The sequence below is a fragment of the Erwinia sp. OLFS4 genome (assembly GCF_002752165.1).
Lineage (GTDB): Bacteria > Pseudomonadota > Gammaproteobacteria > Enterobacterales > Enterobacteriaceae > Izhakiella.
Genome location: NZ_MOMB01000053.1, coordinates 64,590 through 88,274 on the forward strand (window position 1 = coordinate 64,590; position 23,685 = coordinate 88,274).

Sequence of the window (23,685 nt, forward strand, 5' to 3'; positions counted from 1 at the left end):
GATGTGGGTCCGGTAATGTTAGATGTCTCCGGTTTTGAACTGGATAATGAAGAGCGTGAAATGCTGCAACACCCGCTGGTAGGTGGCCTGATACTGTTTGCCCGCAATTATCATGACCCGGCGCAGTTGCAGGCGCTGATAGCGCAAATTCGTCAGGCATCGCAGCAGCGTCTGGTGATTGCCGTCGATCAGGAAGGCGGACGGGTACAGCGTTTTCGTGACGGTTTTACCTTGTTGCCTGCCATGCAATCATTCGCTGCGCTCAATCCTCTGACGCAGGCGCGCCAGCTGGCTCAGGAAGCTGGCTGGCTGATGGCCGCCGAAATGACCGCGCTGGATATCGATATCAGTTTTGCGCCGGTGCTGGATATCGGCCACATCAGTAAGGCAATTGGCGACCGTTCGTTTCATGATAATCCGGCGATTGCCCTGCAGATAGCGCGATCATTCATTGAGGGTATGCACAGCGCCGGCATGAAATGTACCGGCAAACATTTTCCTGGTCACGGTGCGGTGATTGCCGACTCCCATAAAGAGACTCCGCGGGATGATCGCCCGCGGGAGGAAATTTTTAGCCATGATATGGCTATCTTTGAACAGCTGATTAACGAGGGGCGGCTGGATGCAATTATGCCGGCTCACGTGATTTATAGCGATATTGATCCGCATCCAGCAAGCGGATCGCCGTACTGGTTACAGCAGGTTTTACGCCAGCAGCTGGGCTTTGACGGCGTTATTTTTTCTGACGACCTTTCCATGGAAGGGGCGGCTGTGATGGGCAGCTATCCCGAACGGGCGGCGGCGTCCCTGCGTGCCGGCTGTGACATGATTCTGGTGTGTAATAACCGTCAGGGCACGATCAGCGTGCTGGATAACTTGCCCCAGATTAAGGCAGCGCGCATTGATAGGTTATATCATCAGGCCCGGCATAACCGTCAGCAGTTGCAGGAAAGCAGCCGCTGGAAAAATGCCAGCGCAACCCTGAGCGATTTGCAGCAGCGCTGGCTAGCGTATAAAGCAGCCCGGTAACGCTGATACTGCCGGGCTGGCTCGCACTGGAGGAAGGCAATGATTATCTATCTGCATGGTTTTGATGCCAACAGTCCCGGCAACCACGAAAAAGTATTACAACTGCAGTTTATCGACCCTGATGTGCGTTTGCTGAGTTACAGCACCCGGCATCCTAAGCATGATATGCAGCATTTGCTGAAAGAAACCGACAAAATGCTGCAGTTAAATGTCGATGACAGGCCGCTGATTTGCGGGGTCGGTCTTGGTGGCTACTGGGCGGAGCGAATTGGTTTTCTGTGTGATATTCGCCAGGTTATTTTTAATCCTAACTTATGGCCGGTGGAAAACATGACCGGTAAAATCGACCGGCCGGAAGAGTATCAGCACATTGCCACTAAATGCGTCAGTAATTTTCGTGAAAAAAATCGCGATCGCTGTCTGGTGGTATTGTCCCGCAACGACGAGGTGCTCGACAGTCATCGCAGTGCTGCTGAACTGCACCCTTTTTATGAAATTATCTGGGATGAAACTTCCGGACACAAATTCAAAAATATCTCGCCACATCTTCAGCGTATCCGGGCGTTTAAAACTCTCGGCTGATGCCCACTGATAACGCTTCTTTTTTCAGGTACGTCCGTCAGGACGTGCCGCTGTGGGCATCTGCCGATGACGTGATTAGCATCACAAAAGCAGGTATTAATCTGAGTTGTGGTTAATAAAGTTTGACCTGCATCAATATTTCTATCTGTTGTCTATTCTGCGTGTTATTCTCCTGCCAGCTCGCGATTTTATGTCGCCAACCCTATGTTTAGTAAGGATATTTATAACCTTAACTTAACTATTGGTTTACATTTCAAGGGGGTCGTTTGACTACAGCCATGAAAAAAATAGTAATTATCGGCGGCGGCGCCGGCGGTCTGGAACTGGCAACGCAGCTTGGCGATAAATTAGGCAGAAAGAAAAAGGCCGAAATTACCCTGGTTGATCGTAACCACTGTCACCTGTGGAAACCATTACTGCATGAGGTGGCCACCGGCTCGCTGGATGAGGGGCTGGATGCCATTAGTTACCTGGCTCACGCGCGCAATCATCACTTTTTGTTTCAACTCGGTACCTTTACCGGCATTGACCGTGAGAATAAATCCTTACAACTGGCAGAGATCCGTGATGAGCAGGGGGCGCTGCTGGTGCCGGCCCGCACGCTGCCTTACGATACGCTGGTGATGGCCCTGGGCAGCGCTTCAAATGATTTCGCCACGCCTGGAATCAAAGAACACTGTATTTTTCTCGACAATCCCCAGCAGGCACATCGTTTCCACAATGAGATGCTCAATTTATTCCTGAAATTTTCCGCCAGCAACGGTGAGCGCGAAAAAGTCAATATTGCCATTGTTGGCGGCGGTGCTACCGGTGTGGAACTGTCGGCGGAGTTATACAATGCGGTTAAAGAACTGCACAGCTATGGCTATAAGGGACTGGATAACCGGGCGCTTAACGTGACGCTGGTAGAAGCCGGTGAACGCATTCTTCCAGCGCTGCCGCCGCGTATTTCTGCGGCCGCCCATCAGGAACTGACCCGGCTGGGTGTGCGGGTGTTAACAGAAACGATGGTCACCAGTGCCGATGCCAGCGGTATGCACACCCGGGGCGGTGAATTTATTGAAGCGGACCTGATGGTGTGGGCTGCTGGTATCAAGGTGCCTGATTTCATGAAAGAAATAGGCGGACTGGAAACCAACCGTATCAATCAGCTGGTGGTGACTCCCACGCTGCAAACCAGTCGTGACCCGGCTATTTTTGCCATCGGTGACTGCGCATCCTGTCAGCTGCCTGACGGCAAATTTGTTCCGCCGCGTGCGCAATCAGCCCACCAGATGGCGTCCTGCGTACTGAGCAATATTCTGGCCGGGATGAAAGGGGCGAACATGAAAGCCTATGTGTATAAAGACCACGGTTCGCTGGTGTCACTTTCACGGTTCAGTACCGTCGGTAGCCTGATGGGAAACCTTACCCGCGGCTCGATGATGATCGAAGGACGTATTGCCCGTTTCGTTTATATCTCACTTTATCGTATGCATCAGATTGCGCTGCACGGCTATTTTAAAACCGCATTGATGATGCTGGTCGGCAGCCTGAATCGGGTTATCCGACCACGGTTAAAATTGCACTGATCGCCAGCAGTGACCGCTTGTGACGCGGTCACTTTTTTTAAACTTAAGAATCAGATTATTAGTTAATAAAGTGACAGTGTTACTTATAGTAAGAGTCCTCTGAAAACCTGCCTTTATGATCGCTTAACCGCTATTTCTTCCCTTTTTCTTATGGCTGCTGTGAATGATTTATTTCAAAATTTTGTTAAATACAACGGCGCGTCGCGCACGCCGGGTAGCCAACACCAGGATCACAGAATCCGGAAGGTAGCTATGCGCGGTAACTGTTTTTTCAGGAGGTTCCCTGTGAATAAGTCAATGTTGACCGGAATAGGGATCGGTGTCGCAGCGGCGCTGGGCGTTGCGGCTGTCGCAGGCATGAATGTGTTCGACCGCAGTCCGCAGTATGCTCAGGTGCTCTCGGCCACGCCGATTAAAGAGACCATTAAAAATCCGCGTCAGGAATGTCGTAATGTCACCCTGACACACCGTCGTCCGGTGCGTGATGAAAACCGCATTGCCGGTTCAGTGCTGGGAGCCGTTGCCGGCGGGGTACTGGGTCACCAGATTGGTGGAGGACGTGGACGCGATATTGCCACCGTTGCCGGTGCGCTTGGCGGTGGTTATGCCGGTAATCAGGTTCAGGGATACATGCAAAACAGTGATACCTACACCACCCATGAACAGCGCTGTAAGACAGTTTATGATAAACAGGATAAAACGTTGGGCTACGATGTAACCTATAAAATTGGTAACGAACAGGGCAAAATCCGCATGGATAAAGATCCCGGCGCGCGTATCCCGATTGACAGCAATGGACAGCTGGTGATTGATCAACGGGCGTAATACCAGACAAAAACCCCGCACAGTCCGGGCCGCCGCTGACACCGGCGGCTTTTTTGGCTTATTTCGCCAGCAATGGCATCTGTTCAAGCAAGTTTTGTAACCATTCCATTCGTATCCTGCGCTCTTTCAGGTCGCGGATAAATTTAAGCCGGGTCGGGCCATCGAGCTTCCATTGAGTGGGCTGCTTTTGCAGCAGGCCAATCAGCCAGTTTGGATCAACATGGTTTTGCGGTGAAAACTCAATGTAACCTCCTTTATCACTGGCCTCAATACGCCGGATGCCTATCCGCTGCGCGCTCAGGCGCAGCGCGGCGCAATCCAGCAGATTACGGGCGGCGTCGGGTAGCTTGCCAAAACGGTCGATCAGCTCCACTTTCATTTCATTGAGTTCAGCTGCGGTTGCCGCGCTGGCAATGCGTTTATACAGTGACAGCCGGGTGTTAACATCGGGCACATAGTCGTCCGGTAACAGCGCCGGCATGCGCAGTTCCACTTCGGTCTGATTGCTGGTCAGATCTTCCAGTGACGGTTCACGGCCGGCTTTCAGTGCATCAACAGCATTTTCCAGCAGCTCCATGTACAGCGAAAAGCCTATGCTTTCCATCTGCCCGCTTTGATCTTCTCCCAGCAGTTCTCCGGCGCCCCGAATTTCCAGATCATGGGTTGCCAGCGCAAAGCCCGCGCCCAGATCTTCAAGACTGGCTATGGCTTCAAGGCGTTTGTGGGCATCGGCGGTCATGGCTTTAGGATGCGGTGTCAGCAGCCATGCGTAAGCCTGGTGATGAGAACGGCCGACCCGGCCGCGCAGCTGGTGGAGCTGGGCCAGACCAAAGTGATCGGCACGTTCGATAATAATGGTATTGGCGGTAGGAATATCTATGCCAGTTTCAATAATGGTGGTGCATACCAGCACGTTAAAACGCTGGTGGTGGAAATCGTTCATTACGCGTTCAAGATCGCGCTCACGCATCTGGCCGTGGCCGACCGCAACGCGGGCTTCCGGCACCAGATCGGCCAGGCGATGTGCCGCTTTGTCGATATTTTCCACGTCATTGTACAAATAGTAGACCTGGCCGCCGCGCAATATTTCGCGCAGGATAGCTTCGCGTACTACCAGCGAATCATATTCTCGCACGAAGGTTTTTACCGCCAGCCGGCGAGCCGGCGGCGTGGCGATAATTGACAGATCGCGAATACCGCTCATGGCCATATTCAGGGTACGCGGGATTGGGGTGGCAGTCAGCGTCAGGATGTCAACATCCGCGCGCATGGCTTTGATTCGCTCTTTATGACGAACCCCGAATCGGTGTTCCTCATCGACGATCAGCAGGCCGAGATCGTGCCAGCTGATATCGCTTTGCAAAAGCTTATGGGTACCGATCAGAATATCGACCTTACCTTCCGCCGCGGCCTGTAAAACCTGATTTTGCTCTTTGACGCTGCGAAAGCGTGACAGCACTTCAATGCGTACCGGCCAGTTAGCGAAGCGATCGCGGAAATTCTCATAGTGCTGCTGGGCCAGCAGGGTGGTGGGAACCAGTACCGCAACCTGTTTATTGTTTTCTACTGCCAGAAACGCGGCGCGCATTGCGACTTCGGTTTTACCAAAGCCAACATCGCCACACACCAGGCGGTCCATTGCCAGCGGCTGGCACATGTCGCTCAGTACTGCGTTGATAGTCTGCGCCTGATCGGCGGTGGTTTCAAACGGGAAACCCTGGCAAAACAGCTGATACTGCTGCTTGTCATGGTGGAAAGCATAGCCGGGTTTGGCGGCACGCTGGGCATAAATATCCAGCAGCTCTGCCGCCACGTCGCGTACTTTCTCAGCCGCTTTCTGGCGGGCGCGCTGCCAGCTATCGCTGCCCAGTTTATGCAGTGGCGCATTTTCCTGAGCCCCACCGGCATAACGACTGATCAGATGCAGTGAAGAGACCGGGACGTAAAGTCGGGCATCACCGGCATAGGACAGCATCAGATATTCTGCTTTTACCCCGCCGGTTTCAAGGGTCGTCAGGCCGTTATAACGTCCGACGCCATGCTCAAGGTGGACGACCGGCTGCCCGGGGTGCAGTTCTGCCAGATTACGTATCAGCACGTCAGGATTAATCGTGCGTCGGTTGTCCTGACGGCGGTGGTTGACCCGCTCACCGAGCAGATCGCTTTCACAGATCAGGGCGCGCTGCCGGTCAGTATCAATAAAACCCTGTTCGCTGGCGCCAAGCATCAGCCAGTAACCGTGCTGCCCGGCATCGTCAATATTGTTCACCACCTGCGGGCGCAGTTTGATGCGTGCCAGCAGTTCCTGCAGCGTCTCACGCCGCCCTTCTGATTCCACCGAGAAAATCACTGCACCATCAAACTGTTCGCAAAACTGGCGTAATGCATCCAGCGGCGCTTTCGCCTGTGGTTCGACCGCCAGCAGAGGCAGCGGCTGATAAGGCAGATTAATAGCGCCGCTGCGTGCCGCCAGCGTTTCCTGACTGAGCTGAATTCGCGGCCATTTTTTTAAACCCGCGAACAGCTGATCGATTTTGAGCCACAGCTGTTCAGGGGATAGCAATGGACGCATCGGGTCAACCCGGCGGCTGTCGTAGCGATGGGTGACATCCTGCCAGAAGCGAGTTGCGCTGCTTTCAAGATCGCCATAGCTAATCAGTAAGGTATTGGCGGGCAGATAGCTGAACAGATCGGGGAGCGCTTGTTCAAAAAATAACGGTTGCCAGTATTCTATTCCGGCAGGCAGCGTGCCTTTGCTGACCTGTTGGTAAACGTGTTCAGCATCGCGCCTGACATCAAAATGCTCACGCCAGCGGCTGCGAAATAGCTCAATGGCGTTTTTATCCGTGGGAAATTCATGGGCCGGCAGCAGATTAATTGCCGGCACTTCTTCCAGCGTGCGCTGACTGTCAACGTCAAACAAACGCAGGCTGTCGATTTCATCATCAAAAAAGTCAATCCGGTAGGGTTGTTCACTGCCCATGGGAAACAGGTCGAGCAGGGCGCCACGGGTTGCGTATTCGCCGTGTTCCATTACCTGATCAACATGCCGGTAACCCGCCTGGTCTAACTGGTTGCGCAGCCTGTCACGTGAGAGGGCCTGACCTTTTTTCATTACCAGCGCATGGCCGTGCAGGTAACTGTGCGGGCAAACGCGCTGCATCAGCGTGTTAACCGGCAGCACCAGCAGGCCTTGTTTGAGCGCAGGCAGCTGATAAAGGGTGGCCAGGCGTGACGAAATAATTTCCTGATGGGGTGAAAAACTGTCGAAAGGCAACGTTTCCCAGTCTGGCAGGCTGAACACCGGCTGCCGGCTGAACTGGCTGACTTCGTCCTGAAGTCTGAGCGCGCTTTGCATATCCGGGGTAATCAGCAGTGCCGGTCCGTTATGGCTGGCAAGTATTTCTGCGCATTCAACCGCGCTGGCGGAGCCGGTCAGCTGCCCGAGAAAGCGGGTATCGCCAGCGTTTACCGGCAGGGAGTAACGATTTTTTTGTGGCATAGTTAGTCAGACGATCTTTTCTCTGGATGGAGAGCGGTACAAACCTTTTCAGATCAGGCAAAAAGCATACCGGCGGCAGTTTACGCAACTTACGTCCGGCGGTCCAGTCCGGTCAGCACAGGAACGGTGCGCCAGCGGATAGCGGATTATTGTGACCAGCGGGTGCGATTGTTATCAGCCTGCGTTAGCTCCTGCTCGGCATGATAGCTGTGGCTGCCATCATCCCATTTGACGTAGTAACCACAATGCTGATTATCCTGTTCAAAGACGTTTACCACCACCCCGGTGATGTCGCCGGTCTGGTGTTTAACCCGGCTGCCTTTCGGATATTTGACCATGATTGTCTCTCCTGATTCAGCCGTGGCTAATGCCGGCAGGCCAATAGACAGAGTTTACGACTGCCCCAGATTAACGTGTGTTAATCATGCATCAATACGTGCGGTTTTTACCTGTTATGGTTTCGCCGCGGCGATTAAGGTTGCATCTGTTGACAAAACAAAGTGATTAAGCGGGCGGCGCAGAGGTTCCATATCGGTCACCGGTACTTTATGATGCGGGGTTACTTTCTCGCGTTGAGCGCCACAAAGACGGATCTCATGTATCAACCTGTTGCGTTATTTATCGGTCTGCGCTACATGCGTGGACGTGCTTCCGACCGCTTCGGCCGGTTCGTTTCCTGGCTCTCTGCGATCGGTATTACGCTTGGCGTAATGGCTCTGGTCACGGTTTTATCCGTCATGAACGGTTTTGAACAGTCGCTGGAAAAAAGCACCCTGAGCCTGATGCCCCAGGCGCTGATTACCAGCCCGCAGGGGTCGATCAATCCGACACAGCATCCGGTCAGTGAACTGAAGCTTAAAGGGGTCAGCGACCTCACCGCGTTGACCACCGGGGATGTGGTTTTACAAAGTGCCGCCAGCGTGGGTGTGGGCGTGATGATCGGCATCAACCCGGATGAAAAAGAACCGTTGCTGCACTGGCTGGTTAACGGCAACGCGCAAACGCTTCAGCCTGGTCAGTATCACGTAATTCTTGGTGAGCAGCTGGCTGGCCAGCTGGGAGTCAGGCGCGGCGATCGGCTGCGTCTGATGGTGCCTTCGGCCAGCCAGTTTACGCCAATGGGCCGTATTCCCAGTCAGCGTTTGTTTACCGTCAGCGGTACTTATGCGGCTAACAGTGATGTTGACAGCTACCAGATTCTGGTTAACCAGCAGGATGCCTCGCGACTGATGCGTTATCCTGCCGGCAATATTACCGGCTGGCGGCTGTGGCTGGATAATCCGCTGGATGTTGACCGTCTTAGTCATCAGACTCTGCCACCAGGGTTAGTGTGGAAAGACTGGCGCGAACGTAAAGGTGAGCTGTTCCAGGCGGTGCGGATGGAAAAGAATATGATGGGCCTGCTGTTAAGCCTGATAGTTGCCGTGGCGGCGTTCAATATTATTACCTCTCTTGGACTGCTGATTATGGAAAAGCAGGGCGAAGTGGCAATTTTGCAAACTCAGGGACTGACCCGCCGTCAGATAGTGGCGGTGTTTATGGTTCAGGGTGCCAGTGCTGGCATTGTCGGTTCGTTGCTGGGCACGCTGCTGGGCGTGCTGCTCGCCAGTCAGCTTAATCATCTGATGCCAATGATTGGTCTGTTTCTTGACGGTGCCGCGTTGCCGGTTGCGATTTCCCTGTCGCAGGTCATCACTATTTTGCTGACTGCAATACTGGTTGCGCTTCTTGCTACGCTTTATCCTTCCTGGCGCGCTGCCGCCGTTCAACCCGCTGAGGCTTTACGTTATGAGTGATGCATTACTGTTGCAGTGTGACAAACTGTGCAAACGCTATCAGGAGGGCAGCGTACAGACGGATGTTTTGCGCGATGTGTCGTTTGAACTCGTTAGCGGGCAGATGATGGCGGTGGTGGGGAGTTCCGGTTCGGGTAAAAGTACCCTGATGCATCTCCTTGGTGGACTGGACACGCCCACCTCCGGTGAGGTTATTTTTAATGGCAAAGCGCTGAGTCAGCTCTCTCAGGCCGCGCGCGCTGATTTACGCAACAGTGCGCTGGGGTTTATTTATCAGTTTCATCATCTGCTGCCGGATTTCAGCGCGCTGGAAAATGTGGCCATGCCGCTGCTAATCGGTAAAAAGAATCCGGCAGACGCGCAGGAAAAGGCGCTGGAAATGCTGCGTGCAGTTGGTCTGGCGCAGCGCGCGGCTCACCGGCCATCAGAGTTATCTGGTGGTGAACGTCAGCGGGTCGCGATTGCCCGGGCGCTGGTGAACAATCCGCGGCTGGTGCTGGCGGATGAGCCTACCGGTAATCTTGACGCGCGTAATGCTGACGCCGTTTTTGATTTGCTTGGCGAACTTAATGCCCAGCAAGGCACTGCTTTTCTGGTGGTGACCCATGATTTACATCTGGCAAAACGTCTGCCGCGTCAGATGGAGATGCGTGATGGTCAGCTGAGTGCCGACGTGACGCTGGCGGATATGCTGTAATGGCCGGTTCTCTCTCTTTTCTGCTCGGATTACGATTCAGTCGCGGTCGGCGACGTGGTGGTATGGTTTCGCTGATTTCGGTTATCTCTACCGTGGGGATTGCTCTTGGTGTGGCGGTACTGATTATTGGTCTGAGTGCGATGAACGGCTTTGAACGCGAGCTGAATAACCGCATCCTGGCCGTGGTGCCACAAGGCGAAATTGAGCCGGTTAACCAGCCTTTTGCCGGCTGGCAGCAGATGCTGCCACTGGTGAGGCAGGTGTCCGGCGTGGCAGCAGCGGCTCCCTATATCAACTTCACCGGGTTGATTGAAAGCGGGGCGAAATTACAGGCCATCCAGGTAAAAGGGGTCGATCCGCAGCAGGAAATGCAGCTGAGCGCGTTACCTCATTATGTACAAAACCATGCCTGGCAAGATTTTGCTGCCGGTAAACAACAAATTATCCTCGGGCATGGTGTGGCCGAAAACCTGCAGGTTAAAGCGGGGGACTGGATTTCGGTGATGATCCCCAACAGCGATCCGGCGCACAAATTATTACAACCAAAGCGCGTGCGTCTGCAGGTCAGCGGTATTCTGCAACTGAGCGGTATGCTGGACCATAGCCTGGCGCTGGTGCCACTCAGCGATGCGCAGAAATATCTGGATATGGGAAATAGCGTGACCGGAATTGCAATTAAAGCTGCCGATCCGTTTAGCGCTAACAAACTGGTACGTGCCGCCGGTGAGGCGACCCGCGCTTATGTGTATATTCGCAGCTGGATGGGCACCTATGGCTATATGTACCGCGATATACAGATGATTCGTGCCATTATGTATCTGGCAATGGTGCTGGTGATTGGCGTGGCCTGTTTTAATATCGTCTCGACCCTGGTGATGGCGGTGAAAGATAAAAGTAGCGATATTGCGGTATTACGTACCCTTGGGGCAAAAGATGGGTTGATTCGCGCGATATTTGTCTGGTACGGCCTGCTGGCCGGACTGGTGGGAAGCCTGAGTGGGGTGATTGTCGGCGTGCTGGCGGCGCTTAATCTGACGCCCATCATGCGTGGTATTGAAGCGCTTACGGGTTACCATTTCCTGTCAGGTGATATCTATTTTATTGATTTTTTACCCTCCGAATTGCACTGGCAGGATGTGATTATTGTACTGATTACTTCGCTGTTGCTGAGCCTGATAGCCAGCTGGTATCCAGCGCGGCGTGCCAGTCGGATTGATCCGGCACGGGTGCTCAGCGGTCAGTAATGGAGCGGTAATTTCGTGTGCTCAGGTGGGATAATTCCCCCTGAGCTGATTTCAGGAAGCAGAGGAATTTTTATGCGCATTTCCCGCCGGCGCCTGCGACTGGCTCGATATAAAAAGAGCCGCCGTCTGATGCATCAACGCTTCAGGCAGCGAATTTTTGAACGCGACCGTAATCTTGAAATCGCTCGTTATCCGTTACCGCGCGTGGTGGTGCTGACCGGCGCCGGGATCTCTGCGGAGTCCGGTATTCGTACTTTTCGTTCATCCGACGGCTTATGGGAAGATCACCGGGTGGAGGATGTGGCGACCCCGGAAGGATTTGTTCGTAATCCTGCCCTGGTGCAGGCTTTCTACAATGCCCGTCGCCAACAGTTGCAGCAAGCGGATATTTTACCTAATCCGGCTCATCTGGCGCTGGCGAGACTGGAAACCGTTCTCGGTGATAACCTGCTGGTGGTGACGCAGAATATTGATAATCTGCATGAACGAGCTGGCAATACCAATGTTATTCATATGCACGGTGAATTGCTGAAGGTACGCTGCAGTCACAGCGGTCAGATTTTGCACTGGACCGGTGATGTTGGCGAAAACGATCGCTGCCATTGTTGTCAGTTTCCGGCGCCGCTGCGCCCGCACGTGGTGTGGTTTGGCGAAATGCCTTTACAAATGGATGAGATTTACCAGGCTATTGCCGCCGCAGATTATTTTCTGGCAATTGGCACCTCGGGTCACGTATACCCGGCAGCAGGATTTGTTCATGAAGCAAAACTGCAGGGCGCCCATACCATTGAACTTAATCTGGAACCAAGCCTGGTGAATAGCGAGTTTGATGAAAAAATATATGGTCCGGCCAGTGATGTGGTGCCGGCCTGGGTGGCGTCATTTCTGCAACAGACCGGACGCGTTAATCTCAGTCGCTAGCCGTTGAGGTTGGTCTGTAGCGTGACGTGCTGAAACAGTAAAAATTAAATTGTACTTATGTTTAACCTGCCGCAACATTTCCTCATGAAGGGTTAGTAATAATAAACCGAATTCTCAAGGGGGGGCTTATGACATCATTACTTGATCGATTCCTGAATTATGTGGCTATTGATTCGCAGTCGCGGCCCCAGGCAAAGCAGGTACCCAGTAGTGAAGGTCAGTGGCAAATGGCTGAGCTACTGAAAACCGAGCTGCAGGAACTGGGGCTGGTTAACATTAGTCTGAGTGAACATGGCATCGTGATGGCGACCCTCCCGGGCAATGTCGACTGGCCAGTACCAGCAATTGGTTTTATTGCCCATGTTGATACTTCGCCGGATTTCACTGCCAGACATGTACAGCCGCAGCTGATTGAAAACTATCGTGGTGGTGATATTGCGCTGGGAATGGGTGATGAGATTTTGTCACCGGTACGTTTTCCGGTGTTACATCAGCTGATTGGTCACACGCTGATTACCACCAACGGTAAAACCTTGCTTGGTGCTGATGATAAAGCCGGCGTGGCGGAAATTATGACCGCTATCACCAGGCTGAAGCACGGTAATCAACCCCACGGTGATATTCATATTGCTTTTACTCCGGATGAAGAGATTGGTCGCGGAGCGCACTTTTTTGACGTTGATCTGTTTGGCGCCGATTGGGCCTATACCGTTGACGGCGGAGGTCTGGGTGAATTCGAGTATGAAAACTTCAATGCTGCTTCAGTGTTAGTGAAAATCACCGGCAATAATGTTCATCCCGGTACGGCGAAAAACGTCATGGTCAATGCGCTGGATCTGGCAATGCGTTTTCAGGCGGCGATACCGCAACAGGAGCGGCCAGAACACACCGAGGGTTACGAGGGGTTTTATCACCTGCATAGTATTAAAGGGACGGTAGAATCGGCAGAAATGCATTATATCATTCGCGATCATCAGCCTGCGACCTTTGCCGACCGTAAAGCGAAAATGCTGGCCATCGCTGATGATATTAACCGGAGGCTGGATAATGGCTGTGGCATTGAGCTGACCATCAGCGACAGCTATTACAATATGCGTGAAAAAGTTGCAGCACATCCGCATATCATTGAGCTGGCGCTGCAGGCAATGCGCGATTGCGGTGTCGAGCCGCTGGTCAAGCCAATTCGCGGTGGCACTGACGGCGCGGCACTCTCTTATAAAGGGTTACCCTGCCCGAATTTGTTTACCGGCGGCTTCAATTATCACGGTAAGCACGAGTTTGCTTCCCTGGATATTATGCAAAAGTCGGTTGAGGTGATAATACGTATTGCGCAGCTGACAGCGGAAGGCGTGCGACCTCACTAAGCCGATTGCTGCCGCTAGCGGGCCGGCGCTAAAACCAGGCCCGCGGCGGGTTAACTGTTATTGCGTACTGAAAAACCAGTAGCCGCCATTGACCAGCGCGGTAAGCTGTGCCAGAAAAGAAGGGTCGTCCAGCGCATTGCCGAGATTGACTTTATCTAACGTCAGGTGCTGTGCCAGCACCTGCAGACCCGCCTCAGAATCACAACGCAGACGTTCACCATTGACATAAACATTGCCGGCCAGGTTCAGCACTCTCAGCCCGTCGAGTCGGGTCAGGCTGTCACCGGCAGCCAGAGCGTCGTACACTTCATCCGGCTGGTAAGGGGGGGCTGGTGGGGCAATATCCAGTTCATGACGTGACTGCGATATAAATTCGCCGAACCACTGCTGAAAACTTGCCGGCTGCTGAATCAGCGCCAGCATTTTTTGCTGCACAGCCTCCAGTTCCGTTGGCAGAATATCGGCCGGCTGGCTGCGCGGGACCAGCTGCGGGTCGCTATAACGCTCGCCGCCCAGTTCATGTTGCAGAATGTAATCGGCAAAGCTACTGATCAGCTCGCGGCCGCTGGGGGCACGAAATCCGACCGAGTAGTTAAGGGCATTTTCCAGTGAATAGCCTTCATGGGGAAAACCTGGCGGGATGTAGAGGATATCGCCAGGCTCCATTTCTTCATCGATGATGGCATCAAAAGGTTCAACTTGCAGCAGGTCGGGATGCGGGCAGTGCTGGCGTAGCGGAATTTTCTCCCCGACACGCCAGCGCCGGCGGCCGGTACCCTGAATAATAAACACATCGTACTGATCAAGATGCGGCCCGACACCACCGCCAGGTACCGAAAATGAAATCATTAAATCATCAATACGCCAGTCCGGGAGCATGCGGAAAGGACGCATCAGCATCGCAGCGGGTTCATGCCAGTGATCCACCGCCTGGACCAGCAGCGACCAGTTTGTTTCACCAAGATGATCATAATGGGTAAAAGGCCCGTGGCTCACCTGCCATTTGCCTTGCTGATGACTAACCAGCCGGCTGTCGACTTCGGCTTCCATTGCCAGTCCTGCCAGTTCATCTGGTGAGAGTGGGTCGACAAAATTTTTAAAGCCGCGTTTTAATACTACCGGACGTTTTTGCCAGTAGCGCTGAATAAAGTCAGGCCAGTTGAGATCGAGCTGATAGTCCATGTTGTCATCCTGAAGGCAGTAAATGACAGCAATTATAACAGTCCGACCCGCTGCTCACCCATTGTTATCGGTGATTTCCTGATGATGAAATAATACTTCCATGCGTGCGCCGCCAAGCGGTGCGTCACTGATTTGTATATCACCCTGGTATTGTTCGAGGATCTCACGGGCCACCGCCAGCCCGATGCCCTGGCCGGGGCGCAGGGTATCAACCCGTTGTCCGCGCTGGAAAATAATATCACGTTCGTTTTCCGGAATACCGGGGCCGTCATCATCAACAATCAGACAGAGGGTATCACCGTCCTGGCGGGCGCTGACCTCGACAAATTCAAGGCAGTATTTGCAGGCGTTATCCAGTACGTTACCCATGACTTCCATAAAATCATTCTGTTCACCGATAAAGATCATTTCCGGAGAAATGTCCAGCGTCAGATCAACGCCTTTGCGTTGATAAACTTTATTCAGCGCAGAACAGAGGCCATCAAGCAGCGCCGGCACTGAATGTAATTCGCGTTTCAGTACGCTGTGATCTGCTTGCATAGTGGCACGATTAAGGTAATAGCCTATCTGATGGGAGATGCGGCTGATTTGCTCAAGCATTACCGGTTCGGCTTGTTCAATCGTCAGGGTTTTACCGCCGCGTAGCGACCGCAGAGTACTTTGCAGCACCGCCAGCGGTGTTTTCAGGCTGTGCGTCAGGTCTGCCAGCGTAGTACGATAACGGGTATAGCGTTTGCGTTCATTTTCCAGCAGCAGATTGAGGTTGCGTACCAGACTCCGCAGTTCGCGTGGCGGATGCGGATCGAGAATGTCGCGCTGGCCGGTTTCCAGTTCGCGCACCTGACTTGCCAGCACGCCGATCGGCCGCAAACTCCAGTTGGCTGCCAGCCACAGCAAAGGCACAACCAGCAGCAGGTTAAACAGCAGCACATAGCTAAACCAGGACCAGACTACGTCGGAATGCTGTAATTCCTGTGGCATTGTGTCGATGACGACAATCGTTAACGCCGGCAAATGAGCGCTGGCGCGATAGCGGTTGACGGCCACTGAGTGGGTAAAGCTATCGTTACCGTTGTCGTCATAAGCCGTGATCTGATTCTGGCCATCCGGGTTATTTCCCAGCGCTTCGCGACTGGTCTGATTGGAGGTGTCCATCTCATAAAAATCGGACTTCCTCAGCCATTCCGGGCGAATTTTTTTCAGAATATCGGGGATGTTACGCTGCTGCCAGAGCAGCTGGCCCTTATCGTCAAAAATAAAGGTCAGCGTTGGCAGATTGATACTGAATCCTTGCGGATGGGCAATCGTCAGTTTGCCATCGTGCCACTGCGCCAGGCTGTAAAGCAGGTTGCTTTCGCCGCGCATGGAGCGGTAGCCATTTTTGTCAAAACTGACGACATAACCCACTACCGCTACCATGCCATACGCCAGCGATAAAACCAGCACGATTACCGCCGTAGCCAGCAGGAAGCGAGCCCTTAATGAAAAGGGCCGGGCACCCGTAAACCAGCTCATCAGACAGGAAGATCGAAACGATAACCCTGACCCCTGACGGTGGTAATGACATCCGCCGGATATTCAGCCAGCATTTTTTTACGCAGACGTCCCATCAGTACATCAATAGTGTGGCTTTCACGCAGTTCCGCATCCGGATAAAGCTGTAACATCAGCGAGTCTTTGCTGACCACTTTTCCGGCGTTACGAATTAACGTTTCGATAATGGTATATTCGAACGCAGTTAGTTTAATCGGATGCTCGTTAATCGTCAGCTCACGGCGAGACAGGTCAACCTGAAAAGGCGCCAGGGTTATCACCTGTGAAGCCAGACCACTATTGCGTCGCATCAGCGCCTGCAGACGGGCAGAAACTTCTTCAATATGGAAAGGCTTGGTCACGTAGTCATCAGCCCCGGCTTCCAGGGCTTCAACTTTGGCCTGCCAGCCATCACGCGCGGTCAGAACCAGTATCGGTTGTTTAATACCATCGTTGCGCCAGCGGCGGATCAGACTCATGCCATCTTCATCCGGCAAGCCAAGATCAACCAGCGCAATATCTGGAATATGTTCCTGCAGAAAGTAATCGGCCTCTCGCGCATCTTCCGCTGCATCGACCTGATGACCTAACTCACGCAGCTGCACGGCAAGATGATGACGCAGCAGAGCATTATCTTCCACAACCAGAACACGCATAGTCTGTTCCTTATATTTATGACTTACTCAAACATATAATAACCGAATAATTGTAAATGTCGGGGGATAAACTGCAGGTTAACGTCAACGGAGAGTTAACACCCCCGTAAACGGGGGGATACATCGTAAGCTATAACAGATCGTCTACCATCTGACTGGCCCGGCCCAGATAATTTGCCGGCGTCAACTGCCTGAGGCGTTCTTTTTCCTGCTCCGGTAGCGGCAGACTGTCGATAAATGCCCGCATACCCGCCGCATCCACCCGCTTACCACGGGTCAGCTCTTTAAGTTTCTCATAAGGTTTTTCAATGCCGTAGCGGCGCATAACGGTTTGAACCGGTTCGGCCAGCACTTCCCAGTTACTGTCCAGCTCTGCCAGCAGGCGTTCGCGATTCACTTCCAGTTTAGCAATGCCCTTCAGCGTCGCCTGATAGGCGATTAACGCATAGCCAATACCCACACCAAGATTGCGTAAAACCGTCGAATCGGTCAGGTCACGCTGCCAGCGTGAGATCGGTAATTTACTGGCCAGATGCTGCATCATGGCGTTGGCCAGTCCGAGATTACCTTCTGAATTTTCAAAATCAATCGGGTTGACTTTATGGGGCATTGTCGAGGAACCGATTTCCCCGGCAATGGTTTTTTGTTTAAAGTGATTCAGCGCGATGTAACCCCAGATATCGCGATCAAAATCAATCAGGATAGTATTGAAACGGGCCACACAGTCAAACAGTTCGGCAATATAATCATGGGGTTCAATCTGGGTGGTATAGGGATTCCAGCCGATGCCCAGTGAAGTGACGAAAGCCGCGCTGAGCTGATGCCAGTCTACTTCCGGATAGGCTGCCAGATGGGCATTATAGTTGCCTACCGCGCCGTTAATTTTGCCGAGAATTTCTATCCGTTCCAGCTGACGCAGCTGTCGTTCAAAGCGATAAGCCACGTTGGCCATCTCTTTGCCCATGGTGGAAGGCGTTGCCGGCTGGCCATGAGTGCGACATAACAGCGGGATGTCCCGGTATTCTGCCGCCAGTTTTTTTACCGCCGTTATAATCTGATTCCAGCAGGGGAGCAGCACTTCACGCCGTGCGGTTTCCAGCATCAGCGCGTGCGAAAGATTGTTAATATCTTCTGATGTGCAGGCAAAATGAATAAATTCTGACACGGCATGCAGTGCCGGAACCGCTGCCACTTTCTCTTTGAGAAAATATTCCACCGCTTTAACGTCATGGTTAGTGGTGCGCTCAATGGTTTTAATTCTGGCGGCATCCTCGGGAGAGAACGTGGCGACAATCTGATCAAGGAAAGCGTTTGCGTCACGTTCAAAAGCCGGAACTTCCTTGATTTCTGCACAGGCTGCCAGTTTCTGTAACCAGCGAACTTCCACCTCAACGCGAAATTTTAGCAAACCAAACTCGCTAAAAATTGCGCGCAGCGGACTGACTTTATCGCCGTAACGGCCATCAACAGGGGATATGGCGGTCAGAGAGGATAATTCCATGGGTGTGACTCCTGGATCGGTTATCAATGAGTAGAATGCGACGTTAATCGGTCTAACACTTTTTTTGCCTCGCCGGTCAGGCGGGCACGTGAAAACATCAGTTGCAGCCGACCGCCACCAACCTGGTGCCAGAGTACTGCAGCACGCATACCGGCTAGCAGTGCTGCCCGTACTTTGTTTTGTAACTGTGGGTTTTGCAGTACGGTTGCCGACCCGGTGACCTGAATACGCGGCCCCAGCGGGCTGATGACATCAACGTAGATACTGGCCATGGCGCTAAGCAGTGTCGGTGACATCAGATCATAATGTGCCAGCTGGCGATCCAGCTGAATAATTCGCTGCCCCAGCGTATCCAGCGCAGCGGTGTTTTTACTTAGCTTACGTTCCAGCATCATCAGACTCAGACTGTAGCGCGTCAGTTCCGCTCCCAGTCCCTGGCGACTGTGGCTGTGAAATACCGCCATGAGCGTTTCCAGTCCGGGGCGCAGATTGGCTTCATCGTGACCAAATACGGCCAGAGTGGATGAAGGATTGCGCTCCAGCAGGCTGCCCAGCGAAACGCGCAGAGCCTGCTCATCACACTGGCCCTGATGTGCCAGTTGCACCACCAGATGTGCGGACTGGCAAATTCCGGCCAGCGCCAGGGTAATGTCATAATCATTTTTTGCCATGTCGCGCGTGCTCCCCTCGCAGCCGGTGTACGGTATCAGGTGTTTGCCAGTGGCAAGCGTTGCTCAATAATACCGCCGCCAAGACAAACCTCATCCAGGTAAAAGACGGCCGACTGGCCAGGGGTGACGGCGGCAACCGGCGCGTTGAAGCGTACGTCAAGCCGATCCTCTGCCAGCGGCGTTACCTGGCAGGGAATATCTGTCTGACGATAACGGGTTTTTACCGTGCAGCGTAGCGGTGTTGTCAGCGCTTCGCGGCTGACCCAGTCCAGCTGCCCGGCAATCAGGCCGACTGACATTAGCCGTGGATGGTCGCTGCCCTGGGCAACAATCAGCTGGTTTGTGGCAAGATTTTTATCCACCACATACCAGGGTTCCTCGCCGGCGTCTTTCAGGCCGCCAATACCGAGTCCTTTGCGTTGGCCGAGGGTATGATACATTAATCCCTGATGCTCGCCGACTTCATCGCCGTCGACGGTGACAATCGTCCCCGGTTGTGCCGGCAAATAGCGGCCCAGGAAGTCGCGAAATTTGCGCTCACCGATAAAACAAATCCCGGTTGAATCTTTTTTCTTTGCGGTAACCAGCTGCTGTGCTTCGGCCAGCTGGCGTACCGCCGGTTTTTCCATTTCGCCAATAGGAAACAGACTGCGGGCCAGTTGCTGATGGCTCAGCGTATACAGGAAGTAACTCTGATCTTTATTGGCATCACGACCGCGCAGCAGCTGGCATCGGTCTGGGTCGTCAGTGCGTCTGACATAGTGGCCGGTCGCAATATAATCCGCGCCGAGGTCTTCGGCTGCATAGTCAAGAAAGGCTTTGAATTTGATCTCTTTGTTGCACAGAATGTCCGGATTCGGCGTGCGACCTGCTTGATATTCGGCAAGAAAATGCTCAAAAACGTTATCCCAGTATTCTGCCGCAAAATTGATAGTATGTAGCGGAATGTTCAGCTTATTGCATACCGCCTGTGCATCGGCCAGATCGTCGGCTGATGTGCAATACTCTTCGCCGTCATCTTCTTCCCAGTTTTTCATAAACAAGCCTTCCACCCGGTAGCCCTGCTGAAGCAGTAACCAGGCGGAAACGGAAGAATCAACGCCGCCGGACATTCCGACGATCACTTTTTTCTGGCTGTCTGACATGGGTAGTACTCAAGATTAGGGGCGGGCTGGTAACCGCAAAAAAAACCGGCGGCATAGTCTATCATGCGTCGACGGTCAGCGCATCTTAGTTAAAAGGCCACTGAAAGGCGCTGAGCATGGTCAGCGGGTAGCGTGCACCTTGTTGATAAAGATGCAGGCTTTCTGCCACCAGCGGTGATCGCAGTTTTTTACCGGCATTGAAAATATCTTCGGCAGGCAGCCACCAGCCCCGGTCAATATCGCGATCGTTTGGGTGTGGCTCAATACGCTGCGGCAGATCAAGGGCGAATAAAAAGCGCAGAAACGGCGTATTGTCAGGCGCGATCCACTGATGGAGGTGTAAAAATGACTGCGGAACAGCTTCGATGCCGGTTTCTTCATACAATTCACGTTCTGCGGCCTGCAACAGGGTTTCGTTTGCTTCAAGGTGTCCCGCTGGCTGATTCTAGGTTACGCGGCCACGAACCCGTTCTTCCACCACCAGAAAATAATTCTCAGCCTGAACCACGGTTGCAACGGTCACATGGGGTTTAAACATAACACAGTCCTCCGGCAGCAGGCAGAATCAACTTCTGACAGTAACAGAGTCGCCGGCTGGACTAAAGGGGCTCAGGGTAATTCCTGCCACTCACCGCAGGCCAGCTGGCCGAGAGTATAATCGCCTATGGCATAGCGAATCAGTCGCAGGGTAGGGTAACCGATATGCGCGGTCATGCGTCGGACCTGTCGATTGCGTCCTTCATACAGGGTGATTTTCAGCCAGCTGGTGGGGACGGTTTTTCTTTCTCGAATCGGCGGCTGGCGCGGCCATAACCATGCCGGCTCGCTGACCTGCTCCACCCGCGCTGGCAGCGTGAGGCCATCTTTCAGCATAACGCCATCACGTAACGGTTGCAGAACCGTATCAGCCGGCTGACCTTCAACCTGAACATAATAGACTTTACCGGTTTGCTTACCAGGCTGCGTCAGCCTCGCCTGTAATACGCCATCATTTGTCAGTACCATCAGCCCTTCACTGTCACGATCCAGGCGTCCGGCGGCATAGATATCTTTAATCGTAATATAATCTTTCAGCGTGGCGCGCCCTTGTGGGTCGCTAAACTGTGGCAGAACGTCGTATGGCTTATTAAACAGGACTACCCGCCGTGGTGCCTGAGGCTTCTGGTGGGGTGTTGTTGCCTTACGGCTAAAACGTTTAGGATGCGGATTCATAATGTGAGCTTTTCGCCGAACTATGCAGTGATGAATAACAGGCGCATTATAACCTGCGGTGAGAAGATTGGCGCGACGGTAATATTCAAGTAGTATTGTCGCGCATCTTACAAATCATTAACAAAAGAGCGCTCGAAGGAGAGGTTAATGGAAAGCAAAGTAGTTGTTCCGGCAGAAGGCAAAAAAATCACGCTCAATCAGGGCAAACTCAACGTTCCAAATAATCCAATTATCCCTTTTATTGAAGGTGATGGGATTGGTGTTGACGTTTCTCCGGTAATGATCAAGGTGGTTGATGCTGCCGTACAGAAAGCTTATAACGGCGAGCGTAAAATTTCCTGGATGGAAATTTATACCGGCGAAAAATCCGTTGAACTGTATGGTCAGGATGTCTGGCTGCCGCAAGAAACCCTCGATTTGATTAAAGAATACCGCGTTGCGATTAAAGGTCCTTTGACTACCCCGGTGGGTGGCGGGATTCGCTCTCTTAACGTTGCCCTGCGTCAGGAACTGGATCTGTACGTCTGTCTGCGTCCGGTACGATATTATAAAGGTACACCAAGCCCGGTAAAACGTCCTGAAGATACCGACATGGTTATTTTCCGTGAAAACTCAGAAGATATTTATGCCGGAATCGAATGGAAAGCCGGTACGCCTGACGCGGATAAAGTGATTAAATTCCTGCGTGAAGAAATGGGCGTGAAAAAAATCCGTTTTCCTCAGCAGTGTGGTATCGGTATTAAACCTTGCTCTGAACAAGGCACAAAACGTCTGGTGCGTGCAGCGATTGACTATGCGATTACTAATGACCGTGACTCTGTGACCCTGGTACATAAAGGCAATATCATGAAGTTCACCGAAGGCGCGTTTAAGGACTGGGGTTACCAGCTGGCGCGTGACGAGTTTGGCGGTGAATTGCTTGATGGCGGTCCATGGGTAAAAATTAAAAATCCAAAAACCGGCAAAGACATTATTGTCAAAGATGTGATTGCGGACGCCTTCCTGCAGCAGATCCTGTTGCGCCCGGCAGAATATGATGTGATTGCCTGTATGAACCTTAACGGTGACTACATCTCCGATGCGCTGGCGGCGCAGGTGGGGGGAATTGGCATTGCGCCAGGGGCCAATATCGGTGACGAGTGCGCGCTGTTTGAAGCAACACACGGTACAGCGCCAAAATATGCCGGACAGGACAAAGTCAATCCAGGCTCGGTTATTCTTTCCGCTGAAATGATGTTGCGTCATATGGGCTGGTTCGAAGCCGCCGATCTGATTGTTAAGGGAATGGAAGGGGCGATTGCCGCAAAAACCGTAACCTACGATTTTGAACGTCTGATGGAAGGTGCTAAGTTACTGAAATGCTCAGAATTTGGCGATGCTATCGTTAAGCACATGTAAGTTACTCCATTGTAGCGAATGTTAACGGGGGCGAGATGTCCCCGTACTTTTTCCGACCTGAAAAATTCTTCTGCAAAACCTCTGCAAAACTCTTCTGCAAAACGGTATGAAAAATGACCGTATTTCATGCTCCGACAACCCTCCATTCTTTACCTCTGTCATCGTTGTAACGGTCAGTTTGGCGCTGGCTTTTATGCCCTAACAAATCCTTAGTGTTGATTTTTTGCTCCCTGTATATTCGCTCCGATAGTGATCTAATTTCGTGAAAAGTAGGGGGCGAACCTTTGTCCCAGGACAATCCAGATAGCTCGCGAATTTTTTTAAAACTGGTGCTGATCGTGTTGGGTTTGACAATTCCACCTCGCCTGGCCATTGCTGTATTGTGTATGAAGTGGACAAGATAAGGGCTAACGATATGATCCCGACATTGAGTAATCACCTGCTCCAGAGTCATGCCAATGGCATCACAGCGAAGAGATAGAGGTATCGCTACCCTGGCCCCCGTTTTAATCTGTTCAACGTGCAAATGGCCGTCCCATACGTCAGAAAACTGCATTTTACTGATGTCTCCCTCTCGCTGTGCGGTAACGAGGGCCAGCAACATTGCATTTTTCATATATGCGAACTGTGGTGGTGTTACGTTCAGCATGGTATTGAATTCATCTAAAATTAAACGTTCACGACTTACACGGTTATGTGGATTCTTTGTTGCTTCAGCCGGGTTGTAACCTGGCGGGACTTCACCAGCATGTTGGGCTTCTTTGAAAACATCAATTAGCGTTGTTCTGACTACCTGAGCCATTCTGGAGTGCCCCTGTTTTTTGTAATCATCCAAAATGTCCGCAATATCACGAGT

20 protein-coding genes and 1 pseudogene are annotated in these 23,685 nt (G+C 52.6%); 10 read left to right on the forward strand and 11 right to left on the reverse strand.

Annotation, left to right across the window (positions count from 1 at the left end; genetic code table 11):
• Window positions 1–15: 15 nt before the first annotated feature.
• The 4 genes from nagZ (at window position 16) to BL249_RS13185 (ending at window position 4,007) form a co-directional block, all read left to right on the forward strand.
• Window positions 16–1,029, forward strand: a complete 1,014-nt coding sequence (gene nagZ, locus BL249_RS13170; RefSeq protein ID WP_199073482.1) for a beta-N-acetylhexosaminidase — start codon at window positions 16–18, stop codon at window positions 1,027–1,029.
• A gap of 39 nt (window positions 1,030–1,068) precedes the next feature.
• Complete coding sequence (gene ycfP, locus BL249_RS13175) at window positions 1,069–1,611, forward strand: alpha/beta hydrolase YcfP (RefSeq protein WP_099704625.1); 543 nt, start codon at window positions 1,069–1,071, stop codon at window positions 1,609–1,611.
• Between the two features lie 266 nt (window positions 1,612–1,877).
• On the forward strand, window positions 1,878–3,182 hold the full coding sequence (locus BL249_RS13180) for an NAD(P)/FAD-dependent oxidoreductase (RefSeq protein ID WP_099704626.1): 1,305 nt from the start codon (window positions 1,878–1,880) through the stop codon (window positions 3,180–3,182).
• 285 nt (window positions 3,183–3,467) lie between these two features.
• Entirely contained in the window at window positions 3,468–4,007 is a 540-nt protein-coding gene (locus tag BL249_RS13185; RefSeq protein ID WP_099704627.1) for a glycine zipper 2TM domain-containing protein, read from the forward strand.
• A gap of 58 nt (window positions 4,008–4,065) precedes the next feature.
• Here BL249_RS13185 and mfd read toward each other — a convergent pair whose 3' ends face one another.
• Both mfd and BL249_RS13195 read right to left on the reverse strand, forming a co-directional pair.
• Window positions 4,066–7,509, reverse strand: coding sequence for a transcription-repair coupling factor (gene mfd / locus BL249_RS13190; protein WP_099704628.1), 3,444 nt, complete (start codon window positions 7,507–7,509; stop codon window positions 4,066–4,068).
• 146 nt (window positions 7,510–7,655) lie between these two features.
• Window positions 7,656–7,847, reverse strand: a complete 192-nt coding sequence (locus BL249_RS13195; RefSeq protein ID WP_099704629.1) for a hypothetical protein — start codon at window positions 7,845–7,847, stop codon at window positions 7,656–7,658.
• A gap of 258 nt (window positions 7,848–8,105) precedes the next feature.
• Here BL249_RS13195 and lolC point away from each other — a divergent pair, with 258 nt between their 5' ends.
• The 5 genes from lolC to pepT all read left to right on the forward strand — a co-directional run bounded on the left by lolC (window position 8,106) and on the right by pepT (window position 13,531).
• Window positions 8,106–9,305 carry a lipoprotein-releasing ABC transporter permease subunit LolC gene (gene lolC, locus BL249_RS13200; protein WP_099704630.1) on the forward strand — a complete coding sequence of 400 codons (1,200 nt, stop codon included), beginning with the start codon at window positions 8,106–8,108 and terminating at the stop codon, window positions 9,303–9,305.
• Window positions 9,298–10,002, forward strand: a complete 705-nt coding sequence (gene lolD / locus BL249_RS13205) for a lipoprotein-releasing ABC transporter ATP-binding protein LolD (RefSeq protein ID WP_099704631.1) — start codon at window positions 9,298–9,300, stop codon at window positions 10,000–10,002. Before lolC ends, lolD begins: the two co-directional genes overlap by 8 nt.
• Entirely contained in the window at window positions 10,002–11,246 is a 1,245-nt protein-coding gene (gene lolE, locus BL249_RS13210; protein WP_099704632.1) for a lipoprotein-releasing ABC transporter permease subunit LolE, read from the forward strand. Before lolD ends, lolE begins: the two co-directional genes overlap by 1 nt.
• A 72-nt stretch (window positions 11,247–11,318) precedes the next feature.
• Window positions 11,319–12,167 (forward strand): Sir2 family NAD+-dependent deacetylase, encoded by an 849-nt coding sequence (cobB, locus tag BL249_RS13215; RefSeq protein ID WP_099704633.1) that lies wholly within the window; start codon window positions 11,319–11,321, stop codon window positions 12,165–12,167.
• A gap of 128 nt (window positions 12,168–12,295) precedes the next feature.
• Window positions 12,296–13,531: a peptidase T gene (pepT, locus tag BL249_RS13220; RefSeq protein WP_099704634.1), complete on the forward strand. Its 1,236-nt coding sequence runs from the start codon at window positions 12,296–12,298 to the stop codon at window positions 13,529–13,531.
• Between the two features lie 57 nt (window positions 13,532–13,588).
• On the opposite strand, the gene BL249_RS13225 is transcribed toward pepT, so the two are convergent.
• The 8 genes and pseudogenes from BL249_RS13225 to rluE all read right to left on the reverse strand — a co-directional run bounded on the left by BL249_RS13225 (window position 13,589) and on the right by rluE (window position 21,431).
• Window positions 13,589–14,713, reverse strand: coding sequence for a ribosomal protein uL16 3-hydroxylase (locus BL249_RS13225; RefSeq protein ID WP_099704635.1), 1,125 nt, complete (start codon window positions 14,711–14,713; stop codon window positions 13,589–13,591).
• A 54-nt stretch (window positions 14,714–14,767) separates the two neighbouring features.
• On the reverse strand, window positions 14,768–16,228 hold the full coding sequence (phoQ, locus tag BL249_RS13230) for a two-component system sensor histidine kinase PhoQ (RefSeq protein WP_099704636.1): 1,461 nt from the start codon (window positions 16,226–16,228) through the stop codon (window positions 14,768–14,770).
• Window positions 16,228–16,902 carry a two-component system response regulator PhoP gene (gene phoP / locus BL249_RS13235; RefSeq protein WP_099704637.1) on the reverse strand — a complete coding sequence of 225 codons (675 nt, stop codon included), beginning with the start codon at window positions 16,900–16,902 and terminating at the stop codon, window positions 16,228–16,230. The genes phoQ and phoP overlap by 1 nt, the downstream gene beginning before the upstream one ends.
• 130 nt (window positions 16,903–17,032) lie before the next feature.
• Window positions 17,033–18,403 carry an adenylosuccinate lyase gene (gene purB, locus BL249_RS13240; RefSeq protein WP_099704638.1) on the reverse strand — a complete coding sequence of 457 codons (1,371 nt, stop codon included), beginning with the start codon at window positions 18,401–18,403 and terminating at the stop codon, window positions 17,033–17,035.
• 23 nt (window positions 18,404–18,426) lie between these two features.
• Window positions 18,427–19,074 carry a high frequency lysogenization protein HflD gene (gene hflD / locus BL249_RS13245; protein WP_099704639.1) on the reverse strand — a complete coding sequence of 216 codons (648 nt, stop codon included), beginning with the start codon at window positions 19,072–19,074 and terminating at the stop codon, window positions 18,427–18,429.
• Window positions 19,075–19,109: 35 nt separating this feature from the next.
• Window positions 19,110–20,219 carry a tRNA 2-thiouridine(34) synthase MnmA gene (gene mnmA / locus BL249_RS13250; protein WP_099704640.1) on the reverse strand — a complete coding sequence of 370 codons (1,110 nt, stop codon included), beginning with the start codon at window positions 20,217–20,219 and terminating at the stop codon, window positions 19,110–19,112.
• Window positions 20,220–20,304: 85 nt separating this feature from the next.
• Window positions 20,305–20,757, reverse strand: a pseudogene (locus BL249_RS13255) (NUDIX domain-containing protein).
• 71 nt (window positions 20,758–20,828) lie between these two features.
• Complete coding sequence (gene rluE, locus BL249_RS13260) at window positions 20,829–21,431, reverse strand: 23S rRNA pseudouridine(2457) synthase RluE (RefSeq protein ID WP_099704641.1); 603 nt, start codon at window positions 21,429–21,431, stop codon at window positions 20,829–20,831.
• 147 nt (window positions 21,432–21,578) lie between these two features.
• Here rluE and icd point away from each other — a divergent pair, with 147 nt between their 5' ends.
• A complete protein-coding gene (gene icd / locus BL249_RS13265; RefSeq protein WP_099704642.1) occupies window positions 21,579–22,829 on the forward strand; it encodes an NADP-dependent isocitrate dehydrogenase in 1,251 nt (416 codons plus the stop codon).
• A 124-nt stretch (window positions 22,830–22,953) separates the two neighbouring features.
• Here icd and BL249_RS13270 read toward each other — a convergent pair.
• A partial coding sequence (locus tag BL249_RS13270; RefSeq protein ID WP_158234035.1) for a tyrosine-type recombinase/integrase occupies window positions 22,954–23,685 on the reverse strand: 732 nt, incomplete at its 5' end.

Bases quoted from the DNA above. Each gene is read 5' to 3' on its own strand.
- hflD (WP_099704639.1), bottom strand. From the start codon at position 19,074: ATGGCAAAAAATGATTATGACATTACCCTGGCGCTGGCCGGAATTTGC.
- rluE (WP_099704641.1), bottom strand. From the start codon at position 21,431: ATGAATCCGCATCCTAAACGTTTTAGCCGTAAGGCAACAACACCCCAC.
- ycfP (WP_099704625.1), top strand. From the start codon at position 1,069: ATGATTATCTATCTGCATGGTTTTGATGCCAACAGTCCCGGCAACCAC.
- cobB (WP_099704633.1), top strand. From the start codon at position 11,319: ATGCGCATTTCCCGCCGGCGCCTGCGACTGGCTCGATATAAAAAGAGC.
- lolE (WP_099704632.1), top strand. From the start codon at position 10,002: ATGGCCGGTTCTCTCTCTTTTCTGCTCGGATTACGATTCAGTCGCGGT.
- purB (WP_099704638.1), bottom strand. From the start codon at position 18,403: ATGGAATTATCCTCTCTGACCGCCATATCCCCTGTTGATGGCCGTTAC.
- mnmA (WP_099704640.1), bottom strand. From the start codon at position 20,219: ATGTCAGACAGCCAGAAAAAAGTGATCGTCGGAATGTCCGGCGGCGTT.
- pepT (WP_099704634.1), top strand. From the start codon at position 12,296: ATGACATCATTACTTGATCGATTCCTGAATTATGTGGCTATTGATTCG.
- lolC (WP_099704630.1), top strand. From the start codon at position 8,106: ATGTATCAACCTGTTGCGTTATTTATCGGTCTGCGCTACATGCGTGGA.
- phoP (WP_099704637.1), bottom strand. From the start codon at position 16,902: ATGCGTGTTCTGGTTGTGGAAGATAATGCTCTGCTGCGTCATCATCTT.
- phoQ (WP_099704636.1), bottom strand. From the start codon at position 16,228: ATGAGCTGGTTTACGGGTGCCCGGCCCTTTTCATTAAGGGCTCGCTTC.
- mfd (WP_099704628.1), bottom strand. From the start codon at position 7,509: ATGCCACAAAAAAATCGTTACTCCCTGCCGGTAAACGCTGGCGATACC.
- icd (WP_099704642.1), top strand. From the start codon at position 21,579: ATGGAAAGCAAAGTAGTTGTTCCGGCAGAAGGCAAAAAAATCACGCTC.
- lolD (WP_099704631.1), top strand. From the start codon at position 9,298: ATGAGTGATGCATTACTGTTGCAGTGTGACAAACTGTGCAAACGCTAT.
- nagZ (WP_199073482.1), top strand. From the start codon at position 16: ATGTTAGATGTCTCCGGTTTTGAACTGGATAATGAAGAGCGTGAAATG.
- BL249_RS13195 (WP_099704629.1), bottom strand. From the start codon at position 7,847: ATGGTCAAATATCCGAAAGGCAGCCGGGTTAAACACCAGACCGGCGAC.
- BL249_RS13225 (WP_099704635.1), bottom strand. From the start codon at position 14,713: ATGGACTATCAGCTCGATCTCAACTGGCCTGACTTTATTCAGCGCTAC.